The following is a 3,468-nucleotide window of genomic DNA, read 5'->3' on the forward strand; positions in this document are numbered from 1 at the left end:
AAATCCTTCTGGTGCGCGAAACGCGACAACCGTATCCTTCGTCATGTGGCATATCCTTTTCTCTGCGAGAACTGCGGCGCGTCAACAACGCCTTGATATGCCACCCAATCCCCCCGTCACCAACTTTCAGCTATAGCTCCCAGGAAGCGATCCTGACTGGCGAACCGATCCCGGTGGAAAAGAATTCAGCGGTGGTGCCTGCAGAGACAGCCCTCGGCGAACGTCAGTCCATGCTTTGGTCGGGCACGCTGATAACCCAAGGTACCGCGCGCGGTCTGGTGGTGGCAACCGGCGCCGGAACCGAGATCGGGCGCATCGGCGGGCTGATGGCAAGCGTCGAACAACTGACCACGCCGCTCGTTGCCCAGATGGACCACTTCGCGCGATGGCTGTCTTTCCTGATCCTACTTGCGTCGGGCCTGCTGCTGGTCTGGGGCTATTTCGTCGGCCACCACGATTTCTCCGAGATGTTCATCGCCGTCGTGGCCGTGGCCGTGGCGGCGATCCCTGAGGGCCTGCCAGCTGTAATGACGATCACGCTGGCAATCGGCGTTCAAGCCATGGCGCGGCGCCATGCCATTGTGCGCCGTCTCCCCGCGATCGAGGCTATCGGCTCGGTTTCGGTCATTTGCACCGACAAAACCGGCACGCTGACCCGCAACGAAATGGTCGTCACCGCTGTGGAGGCACCCGAAGGAGCGTTTTCAGTATCGGGTGACGGTTATCTTCCGGAAGGCGCAATTGCACCGGCAGGCGACCTGACCCGCATCGCCCGGGCGGCGGCCCTGTGCAACGACGCGGTGCTGCACGACCGTGCCGGACATTGGACAGTCGAGGGCGATCCGATGGAAGGCGCACTCCTCGCTTTCGCGGCCAAGGTTGAGGGTGATTTCACGGCAGCGCGTCTGGACGCCATCCCATTCGACAGTCGCCACCGTTTCATGGCGGTGCTGACCGACGGGACTCAGGGCCGTGCAATCCATGTCAAGGGCGCTCCCGAGCGGGTCCTCCGCATGTGCGACGGCATCGACCAGCACCATTGGCATGAAAGGGCCGATGCCATGGCGCGGCGCGGACTACGTGTGCTGGCGCTGGCTGAACGGCCGAAATCGGACGAGCGGATCGACCCCACCTCGCTAGAAACAGGGCTTACTTTCCTCGGCCTCGTCGGCCTGATCGATCCACCTCGGCCGGAGGCGGTTGCCGCAGTCGCTGAATGTCGTGCGGCGGGCATTCGTGTGAAGATGATCACCGGCGATCATGCGGGCACGGCGGCTGCGATTGCCGCCCAGATCGGACTGGCCAACCCTGACCGGGTTCTGACGGGCACCGATCTCGACAAGTTTGACGACGCGCAACTGGCGCTCGAGGTCACGGGCACCGATGTCTTTGCTCGCACCAGCCCAGAGCACAAGCTGCGGCTGGTAACCGCCCTGCAGGCCAACGGCTTGTCGGTCGCGATGACCGGTGATGGGGTGAACGACGCCCCGGCGCTCAGGCGCGCCGATGCGGGCATCGCTATGGGCATGAAGGGGTCCGAGGTCGCCAAGGAAGCAGCCGACCTCGTACTCGCCGACGACAACTTCGCCTCCATCGCCGCTGCGGTGCGCGAAGGGCGCACGGTCTATGACAACCTGAGAAAAGTGATCAGCTGGACCCTTCCCAACAACGCGGGTGAGTCGATGGTTGTGGTGCTGGCGCTCCTTGTGGGTGCAGCATTGCCGGTGACTGCAGTGCAGATCCTCTGGATCAACCTGATCACCGGCACCACGCTTGCCCTGGCCCTGGCCTTTGAGCCGACCGAGGCCGGCACCATGGCCCGCCCGCCGCGCCCACGCGACGCACCAATTCTGTCCGGCGAGCTTGTCTGGCACGTCTTGTTTGTGGCGATCCTGTTTCTGGCGGCGGTCTTTGGTGTCTTCAGCTATGCGACCGACAAGGGCTATCCGTTGGCTTTGGCGCAGACACTGGCAATGAACATGCTGGTGGTGCTGGAGATTTTCCACCTTTTCTTCATCCGCAACATTTACAGCACCTCGCTCAATTGGGAGGCGGCACGCGGCACCAAGGTGGTCTGGATGGTGGTCATCGCCATCACCGCCGCGCAATTTGCAGTCACCTATCTGCCGCCTTTGCAGGCCGTTCTGGGCACCCAGCCCGTGCCGTTGATGGACGGCATTCTGATCGTCGCCATCGGTGCCGCTTTCTTCGCTTTCGTTGAGATCGAGAAGCACATCAGGCTCGGGCTGCAAGGAGGAGGCCATAGAAGTCGAATGAAGAGAGACTGATCAGTCGGCTGCCAACTACTTCAATGGCTTTCAACACCGACCGATTGCGCCAGGTCTGGAGGCGCGTCTGTCGAACCCTTGGTATTCCGACGAGTTCTCTGTTAGAGGCTGCGAAAACTTTGAAAGGGGCCAACTGTGAGCACCGCACCAGCCATACCTCCAGTCCTAAAAATCGCAGCTGGAAGTATTCTGGTAGGCATCGTTGTCCTTGGTCTGAAAGTTCTGGCCTGGTGGATGACCGGCTCCATCGCCCTGCTGTCGGATGCGCTCGAAAGCACTGTCAATGTGGTGACCGCCATTGCGGCCTTGATAGCGATTCGCGTTGCCGCCGTTCCGGCGGACGCCCACCATCCCTATGGCCACCACAAGGCCGAGCTCTTCAGCGCGGTACTCGAAGGCGTTATGATCATCATCGCGGCCCTGCTAATCATGCGCGAGGCCTATCACGGTTTAATGGCCCCACGCGTGCTGGACGCCCCGCTCCAAGGGCTGTTGGTGAACGGCGCCGCAAGTGCGATCAACGCCCTTTGGTGCTGGCTGCTGCTTTCACAAGGTCGCAAGCGCCGGTCACCAGCTTTGACTGCAGACGGCCACCATCTGCTTTCGGATGTGATTTCCTCGATCGGGGTGACCTTCGGCGTGTTATTGGCCATCGAGACCGGCTGGGCCATCCTTGACCCTGCCCTTGCCGGTCTGGTCGCGATCAACATCCTGTGGTCCGGCTGGAAGGTGATGCGCAGTTCGATGAGTGGCCTTTTGGACGAGGCGGTCCCCGATGATGTTCTGGCAAAGGTGCGAGAGACCATCGCGCTCGAGGCCACAGGCGCCGTCGAAGCCCATGATCTACGCACCCGCCATGCCGGACAGGCGACGTTCATCGAGTTTCATCTTGTGGTCCCGGGCGAACAAACAGTCGCGGCGGCCCATGAAACTTGCGACCGGATCGAAGCAGCGCTCAAGGCAGTGGTGAAGGATTGCGTGGTGACCATCCACGTAGAACCAGAGTACAAAGCAAAACACTCTGGCATCGTGGTTCTATGAGAGCTATGACCGAAAGTTGGTGACGGTTTGATCAGGCGGCTTTGAATTCGTGCTTGATGCCGTCGCGGAATTCAACCCCCTGGATGATTTCGGGCAGGCGGTTCTGACCATCGAGTTTGCGCCATTTCTTCCTGGCCGA

2 protein-coding genes are annotated in these 3,468 nt (G+C 61.2%); both read left to right on the forward strand.

Annotated features, from left to right (window positions below; genetic code table 11):
* The coding region (locus tag Q8R27_RS08750; RefSeq protein ID WP_305698654.1) for an HAD-IC family P-type ATPase at window positions 1-2,288 on the forward strand (2,288 nt) is incomplete at its 5' end.
* 234 nt (window positions 2,289-2,522) lie between these two features.
* Window positions 2,523-3,329, forward strand: coding sequence for a cation diffusion facilitator family transporter (locus tag Q8R27_RS08755; RefSeq protein WP_371134671.1), 807 nt, complete (start codon window positions 2,523-2,525; stop codon window positions 3,327-3,329).
* Window positions 3,330-3,468 lie beyond the last annotated feature (139 nt).

This window comes from Phenylobacterium sp., from assembly GCF_030697305.1.
Taxonomy (GTDB): domain Bacteria; phylum Pseudomonadota; class Alphaproteobacteria; order Caulobacterales; family Caulobacteraceae; genus Phenylobacterium.